The following is a 15,268-nucleotide window of genomic DNA, read 5'->3' on the forward strand; positions in this document are numbered from 1 at the left end:
CACCCTCGATCAGTTCTTCCGGTCTCGCCTTCCGTCACTCGCCAATGAACCGCTCCCGTTCCGCGAGCGCGGCCGCCGTCCCGTAGCGTTCGACGAGCGGGGCGTACGCGTCTCCGAGCGCGCGCATGCAGGTGGCCGTCGAGACGAATCCGAGATCGTCCGTCACCGACTCCACCGGGCGACCTTGCAACACCTTCTGGACGAGCAAGCGTTCCTCGCGATCGTCGAGGGAGGTGTCGTCCGTCTCGACGGGGTCGTCCGCCCCGCCGGGACCGCCTGCCTCGTCTCCCTCCTCCGACTCGATTAACGCCGCGAGCGCGAGGTCGCGGAACGCGCCCGGCGCGCTGTCGTACATCCCCGGCCCGAACGACGCACCCACCACGGAGCGCCACTCCGCCGCCGTCAGGTCGATCGGGACCGACGCGGAGCAGGCGCGAAGCGCACCGCGAACCACGTCGGCGTCGACCTCGCGGTGGGCGTCCGAGAGCCCGTCGCGCTCGCGGTCACGGAAGCTGTCCGCGTGTCGATCAAGGAGATGCGCTCCCGCCTCGCCCGCCGACCGGAGCATGACTGCGGAATGCTCGCCGGAGGTGTCGTTTCGGGAGGTTGAGAGGTGAACCGTCCGGTAGCCCGCCCGTCGCCAGAATCGGAGCAACCGAGGCGTCGCGCCGTAGCCGACCGAAAAGTAGTCGGTCTCGACGCCGTCGTCCGCCGGCGTCCGACTCCCGAACTCGGCGTGGACCTCCGCGAGCAGCCGCGAGCCGAACCCCTCGTCGCGGAGCGCGTCGTGCGTCGCGATCCGAACGGTCCGGAGGCCCCGCGGTTCGGCGGCCGTCTCGTCGCGGAGCTGGCTCGTGAGGAGGTCAGGAACCATGTTCCCGCGGACGCGCTCGCCCTCGTACATCCGTCGGCGAGTCGCCGCGTCCAGTCCGCCCTCGCGCGCGAGCAGAGCGACGGCGACGACCCGTCCGTCGACGACGAGCGCCCGCGCGAGGAGGTTCGGCGCGTCGAGCAGCCGCGCGAGGTCGTTCGGCTCCGTGCGGTAGTGCGCGGCCACGAGCAGACCGAACGCCTCGCCGAGAAGCGTTTCGTCGGCGAGCAGGTCGGCGGGAGGAAGCGGTCGGTACGTCGCGTCCGTGACCCTCGCGTCCGCGACCGACGCGTCGACTGCCGGCCGCGCATCGAGCAGCAGCGCACGCGACGCCCACGCCTCGATCGGATCGTCACGCGCGTATCGGATCGGCTCGTCGAGCCGAACGTCTCGAACGGAGAACCGGCTCGCGAGCAGTCGCTCGCGGAATCGGATCGCGAACCCCCGGCCCGACCCCTCGTAGCCGTGGACCGTCGTCGAAAAGGCGATCGATGGCGCATCGAGGAGACGTTCGAGGAGTCGAACCGACAGCGCGGCCGCCTCGTCGACGATCACGACATCCGGATCGTCGGGTAACTTCGCCGCCTCCGCAGGAGACAGGTAGCGGACGCGCCCACCGCCCGGCGCGTCGAGCAGGCGCGTCGCTCCCGTCGCGCTCTCGGTGGTTCCGGTATCGTCGTCAGGTTCGACACTGTCGTCGCTCCCGTCGTCGATCAGTTTTCGGGCGCGCGCGAACACCTCCGCGGCGCTGTCGATCCCCGGCGCGGTGACGAGCACGTCCGCGCCCGCGAGCGCCAGCGCGCCGGCCGCGATCCCCGCCGCGCTCGACTTGCCGCGCCCGCGGTCCGCCTCGACGACGACCGCGTGTTCGGGAGTCGCGAGCGCTTCGAACGCCCGCACGGCGCGCGCCTGATCGGCCGTGAGACAGGCTGCGTACGCGGTATCTGGGAACGTCGAATCCGGCGGCACGGTCGGCGTTTGCGCTCTCGACACCGTCTCCGTGGATCCCGCAGGCTCCATGGAGAGCTCGTCGCGCTCGATGGCGTCGGTTCCGTCCGTGCCACCGCCGAGCGAGACGATCGCGATCCCCGGATGCGTTCGGAGCGTGTCGACCAGCCGCCCGCGGAAGCGACCGGTCACGTCGTCGATGCCGTACGGCGGGACCGCGAGCGACACGTCGAAGCGATCGCGCGTCTCGGGCCACGCGTCGAGATCCGGCGTGACGAGAACGAGGAGCCCTCCCCCGTCGACCGCGCCGACGCACCGACCGAGTGCGTTCGGCACGAACTGCTCGTGGCAGTCGAGAACCACGACCTCGCGGGTGCGCCCGAGCAACCCGTCTGCGCTCCGCGGCCGGTGCTCCTCGAACCGGAATCCCTCGCGCGTCGAGACGATCGAGGCCTCGTCGGGGCGGTTTCCGATAGTCGCCTCGATCGCCGTGTACGCCGCGTCGATACCGCGGTCGCGGTCGCCGGCGAACACGAGGACGCGTCGCTCGTTCGCCGCCTCGGCCGCCCGTTTCGCCCGCCGTGCCAGCGTCGCGATCATCCGTCTGTCGTGCTCTGTTGTCCGGGACGGCGGATGTGTCTTGTCCTCTCCGGTGGCAGCCGGTCGGCGAAGCGAGCGATCCGGCTGCGCCGAGGCGGGAAGCTTACGGCGGCGCGGGGCGTCGGTTCGCGTATGACCACGGTCACGCTCGTCGGTACGCGGCTCGCGGACATCGGCCGCGAGTTCGTCTACGAGGGCGAATCGCCCGACTGCGAGGGATGTCCGTACCGCGGGCAGTGTCTCAACCTCTCCGAGGGTACCCGGTATCGGGTGACGGGAATCCGAGAGAACGCGCAGACTCTCGACTGCGCCGTCCACGACGCCGGCGTCCGCGCGGTCGAGGTCGAGCCGGCTCCCGTCCCCGCCACCGTCCCGTCGAAGCGGGCGTACGCCGGGAGCAAGGCCTCGCTCGCGGGACCGTGCCCGCACACCGAGTGCCCGAGCCACGGCTACTGCGTCCCCGACGGGGTCGACTTCGACGAGGAGCGCGTCATCGATCAGGTGCTCGGCGAGCCGCCGCACGACGAGTGCGCGCTCGACCGCGACCTGACGCTCGTGGAGTTTCGCGCCGAGGAGTGAGGCGCGGAGCGAAACGACGGTTCGGCCGACCTACAGCGCGGTGACCGCGTTCAGCGTGATCCGGATCGCGCGTTCAACGTTGTCTTTGGCCTTCTCCGGGAGCTCGTCGTCTCCATCCGCTCCCTTCTGCGTTCCCGCGACGAGGTTGCCGTCGACGGTACAGATCGCTCCGGCCCGCAGTCCCTTTCGCCGAGCGAGCGAGAAGACGGTCGCGGCCTCCATCTCGATCGCGAGCAGGTTCGCGTCGTTCCAGTCGTCGACGTACTCGTCGCTCTCGTTGTAGAACGCGTCGTCGGAGACGATGGGGCCGACGTGGATCTCCTCGTCGTTGGCCTCGGCAGCCGAGACGAGTTCGGTGAGCGCGTCGTAATCGGGGACAGCCGGGTACTCGACCGACTCGTACCGCTTGCTCGTCCCCTCCTCTTTGGCCGCGCCGGTCGCGACAACCATGTCGCCGACCTCCATGTCCGCCTGTAACGCCCCGCAGGTGCCGCACCGGAGGAACGTATCCACGCCGACCCGCGCGAGTTCCTCGACTGCGATCGCGGCCGACGGGCAGCCGATCCCCGTCGAGCAGATCGTGAGGTCGACGCCCTCGTAGCTCGCGTTGACGACCTTGTACTCGCGGTTCTGCGCGGCGACCTCGCTGTCGTCACACAGGTCGGCGATCCGGTCGACGCGACCGGGGTCGCCGGGGATGATCGCGATCTCGTGGACATCTCCCTCCTCGACCAGCAGGTGCGGCTGTTTCGCCATATGCGTCGAGACTCCCGCGCCGAGCAAAAACGGACCGGTCGGGTGACGGGATAGCGGCCGCAAACTCGAATTGATATCGCGGAATATAATTTATCATTAGTCTGGAGGCGTCGCTACCACCTTCGCGGCCGCCCCGGCAGGTTAACCGATCGACCGGTTTATCGCCCGTCGACGGCAGATTCGGGCATGCCCGACTCGGACGCCGACTCCATCGCTTCGACGATCGTCGCCGTCGTGATCGCCTTCGCTCTCGTCACGCTCGTCGCGGGATACTTCCTCGGAGCCAACTGGACGCAGGCGGTGCTGGTCGGCGGGTTCGCGAGCGTCGTGGCCGCCGCGTCGGCGTGGCTGACGGCGCGGAGAGAGTGACGACCAAATTGTTGATCGGGTTCAATCCCACGCGCAGTCAATTCCCCCGACCCGTCAGGGAACTACGAACCCCTGACTCGGCGTACCGTTAACGGTGATATCGTCGGGATCGTACACTAGAGTCCCACCGTTGTTCCCTTGACCGGCTAGACTGAGCTGATCCACGTAGAGGGTGGCACTCGAGACCCCGAGGTCAGCGGTGTACCCACCACCGTCGAGATCTGCCGAGATGAGAGAGATATCTCCGTTCGAGTTGAGCGTGATATCACCATTGTTGGCGTTCATCGTCGTTTCGTTCGCGAATATGCGCCCGTCGGTACTCCTGATGGTGATCCCGTCGTTGCCCCGAGCTGTCAGGCTCGCTCCGTCGATTCGGATGTCGCCCGTCGCGGTCAGCTGAACCGTGTCGCCGGTGGACGTGAAGTCGGTGCCTGCGGTGATCGTCTTCGCAGTGATATCGACCGCGTCGCCGGTCGATCTGATCTCCCCAACCTCGGGGTAGATCACCAGATCGACATCCGGGTCGTTGTATCCGTCTTCCAAGTCCTCTTTGCTTATCACCTCCTCACCGGGGTCGTAGACACCGTTTCCGTTGGGATCGTTGAACGCCGATCCGTCGCCGTTCCCGTCTTCCGGCGGCTGGGCGGTGTCGGTGTCGACAACGGTGACCGTGGTCGTCGTGGTGTCCGTCAAGCCTTCGTCGTCCGTGACCGTCAACTCGACCGTCACATTCTGATCACTAGAGACGTCTGTCGGCGCGTTGTACGTCGCGTTCGGCGTCGCGGTGTCGTCCTCAGCTACCGACCCGGCACCCGACGTGATCGTCCACGAGTAGCTCTCGATCGAGCCGTCGGCGTCGCTGCTTCCCGACCCGTCGAGAGTGATACTGTACCCTTCACCGACTCGGTCCAGCGAGTCGGCAACGGCAGTCGGCGGGCCGTTCCCCGACTCCGCTGACAGCGGCGACCGAAGCGTGTGGTACAGCCGGTCTCCGCTCTCGGTGTCGAAGAGGAACACGTCGATATACCCTGAGAACGAGTGGTTCACTGTCACCTCGTCGCCGACGTCGAACGTCTCGGTTTTTCCTTGCCTGTCGGTATACGTCCCGTTCACTCCGCCGTCAGCTATCTCCGCGAGGGAGTACGGTCCCACGCGGCCGGTGTCGCCGCCCAACCGGAACAGAACGTTGTCCGTCTCAAGACTTGGACCACCAACGTGCCGAACGGTTACCGCGGATTCCGTAACTTCGGTTTTGATATTAAGACGGGTGTTGTCGCTCTGTTCTTGTATGGTGCTCGTCTGCACAAGAATACCGGTACCGAGCGTCACTGACGCCACAACCACGATCGCGACGAGGAGGATAACGCCGATCGATTCGGTGACGGCTCGGTCGTTCATGGGAAGTGCTGTCGCCCGTGCCGGTCGGACTTCTGTGGCCAATGGCGTTCCAAATGGGGCCCGGGATAGGAGAGCTAGGCCACCGGTGTTTAGAAGTGTTTTGTCCATGAGGCCGAGCCGCAGCGATTCCGCATCGCACTTGGTGGAGCGTTTATGTCCGTGGGGCATAGACGTTGGATCATGGGACCCACGCCTGCCGATCGAGGGCAGTCAAATGTCGTGGGATTCATCCTTATTTTTGGGTTTCTGCTGGTCAGCTACTCGTTATTTCAAGCGTACGTGATTCCGAACCAGAACGCGGAGATCGAGTACCAGCATTATCAGGACGTTCGGGACGACATGACGGACCTGTACGCCGAGATAATTACGCTCAGTGAGTCGTCGAGCGATCGTCAGGTGCTCGTTCCCGTCGATTTGGGGATGTACTACCCGTCACGGTTGCTGTTCCTGAACCCTCCTCCAGCGGCGGGATCGATCCGGAGCAGCACACAGGGGGCGATCCAGATCGGCGGAGCAAACGCGACTGAGATCTGCGGCGGTAGCGACACAACCGGACTCATCTACTCGCCGAGTTACAGGGTTACGAACCAGCCGGACCTTCGGTACGAGAACGGACTGCTGTACGTGGAGGCGGACAACGGCGCGAACGCGATGCTTGAACAGCGGCCGATCCTTACCGGGGACACGATCAACCTCTACCGCCTGTCCGGAACGCTACGCACCCAGTCGGGCACCGACACGCTTCCGCTCGAAATAACCGGTCCCGGAACCTCCGACAACTCCGCCACCGGCGTCTCGGTGACAAACGTCACTCTCCGAAGTGACCTCCCGGCAGAGGAGTGGAACCAGAGCGTTCTCACGGGTGATCAGAGCGAACTCCACGCGGTGACTGTCGACGACGACACCGTTCGGATCGAAGGGTTCAGCGGTAACTACGACGTGAGATGCCACTCCGTCGGGCTCGGGCAGCGGCCATGAGTCGATGGTGAACGTCGCAAACAGTCGATCGACGATCGACGTAACTGACCATCGACAAAGCCATATGCCGGCCGCATGAACGATCGCCTATGACCGCAGTCGGCATCGACGGTGTCGGAATCTGGACCGGAAACCTCAAACTCGACCTTCCGGGCACGTTCGCGCCGGAGAAGGGCGACGACCCGGAGAAGTACACGAAGGGGCTCGGCCTCAACAACTCCTCGTTCCCGGACGTGTACGAGGACATCGTCACGATGGGCGCGAACGCCGCGAAGAATCTGATGGACCGCAAGGGTCTCGAACCCGCAGATATCGGTCGGATCGACGTGGCGACGGAGTCGGCGTTCGACCACTCCAAGCCCGTGTCGACGTACATTGCAGGCTGTCTCGAACAGGTGTACGACGGCGATTTTACCCATGCCAACAAAGGCGAGCGGAAGTTCGCCTGCCTCGCCGGGACGCAGGCGATAGACGACGCGTACAACTGGATTCAGGCGGGTCGGAACCGAAATCGTCCGGCGCTCGTCATCACGACGGACACGGCGCTGTACGCCCGCGGCGATCCGGGCGAGGCGACGCAGGGTGCCGGTGCCGTCGCGATGCTGATCGACGAGGACCCATCCATCGTGGCGCTCTCGACAGACCAAGGATACGGGTCGAAAGACGAGACGGACTTCCTGAAGCCGAACCAGCAGTTCCCGAGCGTCGACGGCAAGCGCTCGGTGCAGGTGTACCTCTCTCGGATGCGCGAGGCGCTCGAAGACTACGAGTCGGTCACAGATGATATCGAGCTCGACGATTTCGTATACGCCCCGTTCCACACACCGTTCCCGGGGATGGTCCGGAAGGCGGCGCTGCTGGCGTATCGACACGTCATCCGCGACACGGAATACGAGGACGAACTCGCAGACGTGATCGGCCGACAGCCGCGCGAAGCTGACTTCGCCGACCGCGAGTCCTACGAAGGGGCGATACGCGACTACATGGACGAGTTGAAGCGGACCGAACAGTATCAGTCGTGGTACGATACCGTCGTCGAACCGACGCTCGGGCTCTCGCGCGAGGTCGGCAACTGGTACACGAGCTCCGTGCATATCGCCCGCGTCAGCGCGCTACGTGACGCCATCGAGCGCGGCGGATCGTTCGTCGGGGACACGCTGCTCGTCGCCTCGTACGGCTCCGGGGCGCAAGCCGAGATCCACTCCGAGACCATCCGCGAGGGGTGGCGCGCGGAGATAGAGGGGCTCGACATCGACGACCAGCTCGTCGCCCGCTACAACCTGACGTGGAGCGAGTACGAGGACGTCCACGACGTTCACGAGTACGATATGGACATCGACCGCGAGATAGAGGAGTTCACGCAGCCGGACGCGGAATTCGTGTTCACCGGCTGGGGCCGGATGAACGAGCGGAAGTACGAGTACGTCGAATAGTCGTATCCCCGTGAAAACGGGTCACACGACGCCTCTCGAATACGATGGGTTTAAACGACGTTAGGCTGAATCTGACTGCAATGGTAACCATCTACGACGTGCCGGCCGACGCCCTCATCGAGGCGGTCGCCGCACGACTCGAAGACCGGATCGACGAGCCGGAGTGGGTCGAGTTCGCGAAAAGTGGCGCAGGCAAAGAGCTACCTCCGGAACAGGAGGACTTCTGGTACGTTCGCTCCGCGAGCCTGCTCCGCAAGGTTGCACAGAACGAACCGATCGGCATCGAGCGACTCGCGACCGAGTACGGCTCCAAAAAGCGTGGCTCGAACCGCTACATCGTCCGTCCGGGTGAACACGAAGGAGGGTCCCGAAAACTCATCCGCACATCGCTTCAGGTGCTCGAAGATGAGGGGCTCGTGACGACTGCCGCCGGCGAGGGTCGCCGGATCTCCGACGATGGTGAAGCCTTCCTCACCGAGGTCGCGACTGAGGTCTTCGAGGATCTCGACCGCCCGGAACTCGAACGCTACGCGTAGATCGCTCGATTTTTCTATTCACCCTCGTTCGCCTAGCCTCGGCTCCCGATGCGAGCAGGGTTGCTCGCGTTCTCTCGGTCGCAACGACGATCATCGCAACTCCAGCGATATATCGTATATCGCAATATTAAATTAGTTCTCCTTTCAAGATGAGCTTCCAAACGACATCCCCAGTATTGTAAGTCGATAACGAGGGCAGAGAATACGCTGGTACTCAAGCAGGCACTGTTCGACGGCATTTTACCGCTTTGCGTGAGTCAATACACGTGGAACCTAATTCCGTCCGAAACACGTGGACAGACCGGGCGGGCGAATACTCACCAGCGTACTATGCACATTACGGTCCCAATGAGACGAGTACGTTGATTTGCGACATCCTCAGCGAGTACCTCGACCATGACGCAACTGTTCTCGAACTCGGGTGTGGGTCTGGTCGTCACCTCAAATACCTCGCTAACCACGGCTTCGAGAACCTCTCGGGCGTCGACATCAACGCCGAGGCATTTGACACAATGCAGGAGACCTATCCTGAACTCGCCGGCGACGGAACGTTTCACTGTAGCCCGATCGAGAATATCATCGATGACTTCGACGACGGACAGTTCGACGCCGTCTACTCGGTCGAAACACTCCAACATCTCCATCCCGATGTCGAGTGGGTGTTCGAGGAGGTGGCTCGAATCACCGATAGCATCCTCATCACGGCAGAGATTGAGGCACCAGTACACAAATCATCGCCGTCTGACCCAGACGTGAACTACGTCGATGACGACACTCCACTATACTACCGAGACTGGGGCGACATCTTCACCTCGCTTGATCTCGTCGAGGTTGATGTCGTCCAAGGTACCAGAGACACCACGCGGACCTTTCGTCCGGCTAACTGATATTCCGCGTTCACCGAGAGGCCCTGATGGTGGGATATGGCCGCCGACTCAGCGGACCCGCTATCCAGTATTCTTCATGCCGGCGGCGATACCGTTGACGGTGAGTCGGAGGGTTCGTTCCTCCTCGTCGGTCCGGTGGGTGCGACCGAGGAGATCCACCTGTAGCAGGTTCAACGGATCGACGTACGGGTTCCGACGATCGAGGCTCTCGGCGAGCCACTCACGTCGAAGGAGCTGGTCGCGTCCGCTGACTGCGAGGACCAATTCGCGGCCGCGCTCGTACTCGCCGACGAGTTCGGGGAAGAACCGCTCGCGGAGGTCGTCGTCCGCGAGGTCGGCGTACTCGGCGGCGATTTCCGGATCGGTACGGGCGAGCGCCAGCCCGGCGTTGTCGAGGGTCGTCTTGAAGAAGGGCCACTCCTCGTACATCTCGCGCAGGGTGTCGAGCCCGGCCTCCTCACCGACGGCGTCGAGGTACGCATCGATGCCGGAGGCGAGCGAGTACCAGCCGGGGAGGATGAGCCGGGTCTGCGTCCACGAGAACACCCACGGGATCGCGCGCAGGTCTTCGACGGTACGCTCGCCGGAGCGGGAGGCGGGCCGCGAGCCGAGGTTGAGGTTCTCGACGACTGAGATCGGCGTCGCCTGTCCGAAGTAGGAGACGAACCCGTCGCTGTTCAACAGGTCGCGGTACGTCTCCCGGGCGGCGGGAGCCATCGTCTCCATCGCGTCGACCCAGCTATCGGGCACCTCCTCGGTGGGCTCTTCGTTGGCCTCGTGGCGCGCACGGATCTGGGCGTCGAGCATCTGTTCGAGTTCGCGCTCCGCGATCCGCGGGTTGGCGTACTTCTCGGCTATCGCCTCGCCCTGCTCCGTGAACTTCACCTGTCCCGTGACCGTCTCATTGGGGAGCGCGAGCAGCGCCTCGTTCATCGGGCCACCGCCTCGTGAGATCGATCCACCGCGACCATGGAACAGTCGGAGCGTAACGCCTTCGTCTCGACAGAACCGCGCGATCCGACGCTGGTTCTCGTAGAGGTCCCAGTTCGCGGCGAGGAAGCCGTTCTCCTTGTTGGAGTCGGAATAGCCGAGCATGACTTCTTGCACGTCGCCGCGCGCGTCGAGCGCCGTCGCGTACGCCTCGTTGTCGAACAGTGTCCCGAGAATGCGTTCGGCTCCGTTGAGCGCTGACTCGGTCTCCAAGAGCGGAACCACGTCGAGTCCGCAGTGGTCTGACAGCGAGACGACATCGACCTGATCGGCTAAGAAGAGCACTTCGAGGACGTGGCTCGGTTCCTCGGTCATCGAGATGCAGTAGGTGTCTATCGCCTGTGCGCCGTACTCGTCTTGCCACTCGGCGAGTTCTTCGAACCGGCGGATCACCCGCTCGGTCGTCTCCGAGACGTCGCCGGGATCGTCGGTGTCGACGACCGGGTTCTCCTGTAAGATTGCTCCGGTGAGGAACTTCTGACGGGCCTCTTCGGCCATGTCGCGGTAGTCGACGCCTTCCGCGGCGACGGCCTCGGCGACGGCCTCTGTGTGGTTCTCGCGGTGGTCGCGGAGATCGAGCGAAGCGAGCGTGAGGCCGAAGGTGTCCACCTGTCGGCGAAGCGGCTCGACGAACGATTCGCGCACGGCCTCCTGTTCGTCGGCGGAGAGCGACTCGGCGATAACATCAAGATCGGCGAGGAATGCGTCGCTGTCGGGGTACTCGCCGGGGCGCACATCGTCGATGCGGTCGAGCCGCTCGCGCATCAGGCGGAGCTTCTGCCGGTACGGTTCGTCGGGATACCGCGTTCGTGCCTCCTCAACGACCGTCGGGAACCGCTCGTCGTCGTCAGCGAGCGACGCGGTGAGCGCGTCGCCGACCGCGTAGCGCTCGCCGTCCTGACTCAGGACGGCCGAGAGCCGCTTGCACTGGTCGCGGTACTTTCCGACGGCGACCGAACGCTGGCGTTCGAGCGTCTCGTCTGTCACCTCGGGCGTGACAAAGGGGTTGCCGTCTCGGTCAGAGCCCGCCCACGAGCGGAACTCGAAGAGCTTCGGGCAGTCGATGTCGTCGTACTCGGCCGCGATCGTCTCCTCGAACTCCTCGTAGGCGTCGCCCACGACGTCGAAGAGGGTGTTCTCCAAGTACCACTGGACGTTTCGGGCCTCGTCTTGCGGCTCCGGCGGGCGCTGGCGCACCTGTCGAGTGCCCCAGAGGCTCGTCACCTCGGCGGTGACGTCGCGCCAGACCGCGTTCCGCTCTCGCTCCGTGAGATTCCGCTCGTCGAGTTCGCCGAGGTGGTTCGCGATCGAGCGGAGCTTCGACTTCACGGTCGACCGGCGGGCCTCCGTCGGGTGCGCGGTGAACGTCGGTTCGATGAGCACGTCAGCGAGCAGATCTTCGAGCTCCGCGGGCTCGACACCCTGCTCCGCGAACTCGGCGATCGTGGCTTCGAAGGAGTCGTGGAGGGCCCCCTCGTCGTCGGCGTTTCGGATGGCGCGTACTCGCTCGCGCTCTTCGGCGAGGTTGATCAGTTCGAAGTAGGTCGTGAACGCCCGAGCGACGATACCCTCCCGAACCTCGGAGAGGTCGTCGACCGTCTCGTGGAGCCGGTCACGACTTGATGCGTCTCCCCGACGGTAGTCGATCGCGGCGTTACGTAGCTCCTCGACCGTCTCGTACGCTTCGGTCGAGGCCTGCGCAGCGAGGACATCTCCCACGAGCGCACCGAGCTCCCGGATGTCCGTGCGGACATCTCTGTTGTGCAACTCCATACCACAGGTACTACCGAGCGAGTCGGTTAAAAGCGCGGTCTGAACGAATGTTTGCCTCAGAAACGAGTGAATATATTTATCGATCGTGTGGCTCCCCTGTCCGCGTTCGTCGAGTTTGCCGGAGTTCGTCGGAGTGTGTCGGAGTTCGTTGGAGACGTGCGTTCGATGGATGCGTGACCGGACGTGGTTCTCGCTCAGATAACCGACGCGATTCCCACTCCGGTGGAGGGTTCGTCACCCTTTTTACCGGTCCAGCCTGAACGACACGTATGAGTCAGTCCGACAAGTATCCGGCAGAGTCCGGACGGCGACGCTTCGTCAAAGGCGTCGTCGGCGGCGCTGCCCTAGCGGGGGTTGGCGCGATGGGGTCGGCGACAGTGAACACCCTGACGACGGCCGGCGGCGTCGGCGGGGGGTCGACCACTGCGATGACGATCCGTCAGACCGGCGGTCCAGCACCGCGCGGGCTCCCGCAGATCCCGCTACAGGTGACCGACGACGGGTACATCGAGGGTATCTGGCCCGAGACCACGACGATCACACAAGAGGGACAGGAGGTCGAGGTCGCACAGCAGGAGCTCGGCGACAGCGGTGTCACCTACTCCGGCGCGTGGTTCCAGTACTGCGGCGTCGAGTCACAGGAGAACATCCAGCCCGGCTTCGAGTCGGACAACCTGTTCCGCTCGGCGAGCGCCCCGCCGTACACGTGGCAGTCGGACACGTATTCGGCCGGCGACCGGATCCACGTCGACGACTTCACGGACTACGACGAGTGGGGTAACGGCATCGGTAGCGACGGCGTCGGCAAGCCGGCGAACGTCACGTGGCGCTCACAGGACACCGACGCCAGCCTCAACGTCGTCGTGATTCGCTCGACGCAGATCGAGGAGGCTGCCCAAAACGACGAGTGGCTGCAAGCGTCGACAGATCAGGGGTTCATCGCGTACCTCAATGTCTGTACGCACTTCTGTTGTATCCCCGACTACAAGGCGCTCGAAGAGTCCGCCCGCTACGACGCGGCCGACGGGACGTACTGCGTCTGTCACCAGTCGACGTACGACCCGTTCACCCTCGAAGAGGCGCTGTTCGTCGCTCGGCCCCGGCCTGAGTAGATCTCGACTCGCCCGCCGCGCTTTTCCCCCGACTCGCCGTACGACACGTCATGAGTGACGACCCTCCCGAGCGTCCCGACCAGACGAACGAGCTAGGCGAGACGAACGAGGCAGACGGGACAGACGAGGGGGACAAAACGGAGAGAACAGGCGAGACAGACGGGAGTGACGCAACCGACGACGATCCGTTTGCTTCCGAACTCGATCGCGCACGCAAACTCCTCGACGGCGAAGGCGTCGAGGCCCTGCACGTCGGGATCGTCCGCGACGGCGAGATCGACACCACGTTCGCCCAGCGCGACGACGAGGACGCCAGCGAGGAGGGGCTCCGCGCGCTTGCGCTGCTCGGGGCGCACGTCCGACTCGTCGCCAACGAGGCTGGAGTCGACGCTTCCACGGTTGCCGGCGACGCCGCGACGCTCGCGGGACAGGTCGAACAGATTCCGGCGACCGCAGACGATCTCCCTGAGGAGTGACTGCACCGCCGAAACGTGACTGTGCGGTCGCTACTCGCTCGCGCGGATCCGCGCGAGTTGGTGGACGATACCCGCGACCGCGACCAGAAGCACCGCGAGATTGAACGCCGCGAGCGCGAGCGGCTGGTACGCCGGGTCCAGCCACGTCCGGATCGCGGTCCCGGTCTGTCCGTAGAAGCTCCAGCCGGCGACTAACGCGAGCAGGACGAGGGCGGCGAGTCCGACTCGGTCGAGGATCGCACGGAGCCGGTCCGTACCGAGGCGGTCGAGTCTCGATCCGTCTTCCGAGTCCCGTTCGGTGTCAGTTCCGCGCGGTCCGCGGCCCGCGCCGTCGGGGCGGGCTGATTTGGCGAGGCTGTCGTCGGATTCGTTGGGTGTCGTGTCGGTGGGTGTGGGCGTGTCGGTCATAGTGCGCGATGGATCCGTCTGGTCGATCGATTCGCGGTTCGCGTCGTCGGAGCGTCGGTCGTCGTCGGTCATCGTCGCCTCCGCGCGACGAGCGCCGCGCTCGCGAGGGCGATCAGCGCGACGACGGGACCGAATCCGGGCGTCGAGTCGTCCGTGCCGCCGGCGGCGTCGTCGGCCCCGCTGTCCCGGTCTTCGGCCATGCCGCCCTCGGCAGCGTCGCGCTCGAAGTCCTCGACGGCGAACTCGACCTCCTCGACCGACTCGTCCGCGCTGATCGTCTCGCGCGGATTCAGGTTGGCGACCCCCTGTGTCTCGTCGATGAGGACGTCGTCGCTCCACAGCGCGCCGTCGACGTAGTAGTTGTAGTTCGCCGGGACCTCGGCAGTGACGGTGATGGTGTCGGTCCGACCGGGGCGCACCGAGCCGACCGTCTCCGTGGCGTCGGCCGCGACCACGTTCGATTCGGCCTGTCGCATCAGCACGCGGAGTTCGAGCGGATCGGACGCCTCGTCGCCGCGGTTGGTCACCGAGAGCGACACCGACAGCGTGGCGGTCTCGTTGTCGGCCTCGCTCACGCTGACGGCGACGGTCGGCCAGACTTGCCCGTCGGTGAAGCCGACGGACGAGTCGGCGTACTCGGGCGTAAGCGCGCCCAACCCACCGACTCGGGTCGTCTGGCTGGCGCGGCGCTCACCGTCGGCGAACACGACCGTCTCGATGCGATAGCCGCCGGCGCGCTCGACGTCGACGGAGCCGTTTATCGTTCGCTCACTGCCGCCGTCGACCTCGCCGACATCGACTGTCGTCTCGTCGACGAGGAGGCCCGACTCCGCACCGATGGCGCGGTGACGGACGGTAACGTTCTCAACGGCCGAGCCGCGGTGCCGAAGATCGATTCCCAGCCGAAGCTCCGCGGTCTCGCCGCGGACCTCACCGGGCGAGACGACCGTGTCGACGATATGAACGTCGCCGGGACGCTCGTCGGCCGACCGCGGGTCGGCGAGCGCGTCCGGCGCGGCGACGGCCCCAATCGCAGTGACGAAAAGCACCGCGAGCGCGGCCGCCAAGAGGGCAGTTCGAGTATCCATGGTCGATACGTCAAAACGGCGGCATATATGCTTTGTCTGGTTGATCGCCCGTTCTCTCGACATCCT

At 65.0% G+C, this 15,268-nt stretch carries 14 protein-coding genes; 8 read left to right on the forward strand and 6 right to left on the reverse strand.

Features of this window, described 5'->3' with window-relative positions; genetic code table 11:
• Positions 1–34: 34 nt before the first annotated feature.
• Positions 35–2,419: a tRNA(Met) cytidine acetyltransferase TmcA gene (gene tmcA, locus NO887_RS10545; RefSeq protein ID WP_256418250.1), complete on the reverse strand. Its 2,385-nt coding sequence runs from the start codon at positions 2,417–2,419 to the stop codon at positions 35–37.
• Between the two features lie 132 nt (positions 2,420–2,551).
• Between tmcA and NO887_RS10550 the strand changes: the two genes are divergently transcribed.
• Positions 2,552–2,998 carry a UPF0179 family protein gene (locus tag NO887_RS10550; RefSeq protein WP_256418251.1) on the forward strand — a complete coding sequence of 149 codons (447 nt, stop codon included), beginning with the start codon at positions 2,552–2,554 and terminating at the stop codon, positions 2,996–2,998.
• A 30-nt stretch (positions 2,999–3,028) separates the two neighbouring features.
• Here the strand turns inward: NO887_RS10550 and NO887_RS10555 are convergent, their stop codons facing one another.
• Positions 3,029–3,754, reverse strand: coding sequence for a guanosine phosphorylase (locus NO887_RS10555; protein ID WP_256418252.1), 726 nt, complete (start codon positions 3,752–3,754; stop codon positions 3,029–3,031).
• 186 nt (positions 3,755–3,940) lie between these two features.
• Here NO887_RS10555 and NO887_RS10560 point away from each other — a divergent pair, with 186 nt between their 5' ends.
• Complete coding sequence (locus NO887_RS10560; protein WP_256418253.1) at positions 3,941–4,123, forward strand: hypothetical protein; 183 nt, start codon at positions 3,941–3,943, stop codon at positions 4,121–4,123.
• A 54-nt stretch (positions 4,124–4,177) separates the two neighbouring features.
• Here NO887_RS10560 and NO887_RS10565 read toward each other — a convergent pair whose 3' ends face one another.
• Entirely contained in the window at positions 4,178–5,521 is a 1,344-nt protein-coding gene (locus NO887_RS10565; protein WP_256418254.1) for a PKD domain-containing protein, read from the reverse strand.
• A gap of 180 nt (positions 5,522–5,701) precedes the next feature.
• On the opposite strand from NO887_RS10565, the gene NO887_RS10570 reads away from it, so the two are divergent.
• The 4 genes from NO887_RS10570 to NO887_RS10585 all read left to right on the forward strand — a co-directional run bounded on the left by NO887_RS10570 (position 5,702) and on the right by NO887_RS10585 (position 9,355).
• Positions 5,702–6,499 (forward strand): hypothetical protein, encoded by a 798-nt coding sequence (locus tag NO887_RS10570; protein WP_256418255.1) that lies wholly within the window; start codon positions 5,702–5,704, stop codon positions 6,497–6,499.
• A gap of 89 nt (positions 6,500–6,588) precedes the next feature.
• The gene (gene hmgB / locus NO887_RS10575) at positions 6,589–7,932 is read left to right on the forward strand and encodes a hydroxymethylglutaryl-CoA synthase (RefSeq protein ID WP_256418256.1); all 1,344 of its coding nucleotides are present in this window, start codon (positions 6,589–6,591) and stop codon (positions 7,930–7,932) included.
• An 80-nt stretch (positions 7,933–8,012) separates the two neighbouring features.
• Positions 8,013–8,468, forward strand: a complete 456-nt coding sequence (locus NO887_RS10580; RefSeq protein ID WP_256418257.1) for a 30S ribosomal protein S19e — start codon at positions 8,013–8,015, stop codon at positions 8,466–8,468.
• Between the two features lie 266 nt (positions 8,469–8,734).
• Positions 8,735–9,355 (forward strand): class I SAM-dependent methyltransferase, encoded by a 621-nt coding sequence (locus tag NO887_RS10585; protein WP_256418258.1) that lies wholly within the window; start codon positions 8,735–8,737, stop codon positions 9,353–9,355.
• A gap of 60 nt (positions 9,356–9,415) precedes the next feature.
• Here the strand turns inward: NO887_RS10585 and ppc are convergent, their stop codons facing one another.
• On the reverse strand, positions 9,416–12,118 hold the full coding sequence (gene ppc, locus NO887_RS10590; RefSeq protein ID WP_256418259.1) for a phosphoenolpyruvate carboxylase: 2,703 nt from the start codon (positions 12,116–12,118) through the stop codon (positions 9,416–9,418).
• Positions 12,119–12,387: 269 nt separating this feature from the next.
• Between ppc and NO887_RS10595 the strand changes: the two genes are divergently transcribed.
• Entirely contained in the window at positions 12,388–13,230 is an 843-nt protein-coding gene (locus NO887_RS10595) for a Rieske (2Fe-2S) protein (protein ID WP_256418260.1), read from the forward strand.
• 50 nt (positions 13,231–13,280) lie between these two features.
• On the forward strand, positions 13,281–13,706 hold the full coding sequence (locus tag NO887_RS10600; protein ID WP_256418261.1) for a DUF8113 family protein: 426 nt from the start codon (positions 13,281–13,283) through the stop codon (positions 13,704–13,706).
• A gap of 30 nt (positions 13,707–13,736) precedes the next feature.
• Here the strand turns inward: NO887_RS10600 and NO887_RS10605 are convergent, their stop codons facing one another.
• Together NO887_RS10605 and NO887_RS10610 are read right to left on the reverse strand one after the other, a co-directional pair.
• Positions 13,737–14,186: a DUF8060 family membrane protein gene (locus NO887_RS10605; RefSeq protein ID WP_256418262.1), complete on the reverse strand. Its 450-nt coding sequence runs from the start codon at positions 14,184–14,186 to the stop codon at positions 13,737–13,739.
• Positions 14,183–15,202: a DUF7490 domain-containing protein gene (locus tag NO887_RS10610; protein ID WP_256418263.1), complete on the reverse strand. Its 1,020-nt coding sequence runs from the start codon at positions 15,200–15,202 to the stop codon at positions 14,183–14,185. The genes NO887_RS10605 and NO887_RS10610 overlap by 4 nt, the downstream gene beginning before the upstream one ends.
• Positions 15,203–15,268: the final 66 nt, after the last annotated feature.

The organism is Halorubrum laminariae, assembly GCF_024494655.1.
Classification (GTDB): domain Archaea; phylum Halobacteriota; class Halobacteria; order Halobacteriales; family Haloferacaceae; genus Halorubrum; species Halorubrum laminariae.

What these genes read in the sequence shown, in the direction of transcription:
- tmcA (WP_256418250.1), bottom strand. Translation starts at nt 2,419, where the DNA reads ATGATCGCGACGCTGGCACGGCGGGCGAAACGGGCGGCCGAGGCGGCG.
- NO887_RS10550 (WP_256418251.1), top strand. Translation starts at nt 2,552, where the DNA reads ATGACCACGGTCACGCTCGTCGGTACGCGGCTCGCGGACATCGGCCGC.
- NO887_RS10555 (WP_256418252.1), bottom strand. Translation starts at nt 3,754, where the DNA reads ATGGCGAAACAGCCGCACCTGCTGGTCGAGGAGGGAGATGTCCACGAG.
- NO887_RS10560 (WP_256418253.1), top strand. Translation starts at nt 3,941, where the DNA reads ATGCCCGACTCGGACGCCGACTCCATCGCTTCGACGATCGTCGCCGTC.
- NO887_RS10565 (WP_256418254.1), bottom strand. Translation starts at nt 5,521, where the DNA reads ATGAACGACCGAGCCGTCACCGAATCGATCGGCGTTATCCTCCTCGTC.
- NO887_RS10570 (WP_256418255.1), top strand. Translation starts at nt 5,702, where the DNA reads ATGGGACCCACGCCTGCCGATCGAGGGCAGTCAAATGTCGTGGGATTC.
- hmgB (WP_256418256.1), top strand. Translation starts at nt 6,589, where the DNA reads ATGACCGCAGTCGGCATCGACGGTGTCGGAATCTGGACCGGAAACCTC.
- NO887_RS10580 (WP_256418257.1), top strand. Translation starts at nt 8,013, where the DNA reads ATGGTAACCATCTACGACGTGCCGGCCGACGCCCTCATCGAGGCGGTC.
- ppc (WP_256418259.1), bottom strand. Translation starts at nt 12,118, where the DNA reads ATGGAGTTGCACAACAGAGATGTCCGCACGGACATCCGGGAGCTCGGT.
- NO887_RS10595 (WP_256418260.1), top strand. Translation starts at nt 12,388, where the DNA reads ATGAGTCAGTCCGACAAGTATCCGGCAGAGTCCGGACGGCGACGCTTC.
- NO887_RS10600 (WP_256418261.1), top strand. Translation starts at nt 13,281, where the DNA reads ATGAGTGACGACCCTCCCGAGCGTCCCGACCAGACGAACGAGCTAGGC.
- NO887_RS10605 (WP_256418262.1), bottom strand. Translation starts at nt 14,186, where the DNA reads ATGACCGACGACGACCGACGCTCCGACGACGCGAACCGCGAATCGATC.
- NO887_RS10610 (WP_256418263.1), bottom strand. Translation starts at nt 15,202, where the DNA reads ATGGATACTCGAACTGCCCTCTTGGCGGCCGCGCTCGCGGTGCTTTTC.